Annotated in this window: 1 protein-coding gene; it reads right to left on the bottom strand. The window is 68.2% G+C overall.

Annotated features, from left to right (window positions below; genetic code table 11):
- Positions 1-68: 68 nt before the first annotated feature.
- Positions 69-500: GtrA family protein (locus SM447_RS30145; protein WP_474576248.1), on the bottom strand; the 432-nt coding region annotated here is incomplete at its 5' end.

The raw sequence follows: 500 nt of genomic DNA, 5'->3' as shown, positions 1-500 counted from the left end.
CGCATGCGGAACACCTTAGGGCAGTGAGTTGGGCCGGCAGGTTCCGGCCGGACGGGATGGGCGGCAGGTCACGCCCCGTGGTCTCGGTCGTGCTTCACTTCCGGCACCGCTGGGGTTCCCGCTTCGGGGAAGACGAACCGCCGGTAGGACCAGAACCGGAACAGCGTGCCGAGCCCGGTGCCGACGACGAAGCTGGCGCTGTTGTCGGCGAGCGGGGTCCGGAACACCTCCGGCCAGAGGCTGCCCAGCCCGTAGCGGCTGATCGCGAGGCAGGCGACCGCGATGCCCAGGCCGACGCCGTTGAAGAAGAAGAAGAGAGCGTACTCGCGCGCGGGGTTGTTGCGCTGGCGGTGTCGCCACGTCCAGAAGCGGTTGCCCAGGAAGGCGATGGTGGCGGCGAGGACCGTCGAGATGATCTTCGCGGTGACCTGCTCCGCGCCCTGGACGAAGGCCAGGTAGTTGAAGAGTGCGAAGTCGATCAGGAAGGCGATGCCGCCCAC

Source organism: Micromonospora aridisoli (assembly GCF_056150025.1).
This window is presented reverse-complemented; position numbering and strand designations above follow the sequence as displayed.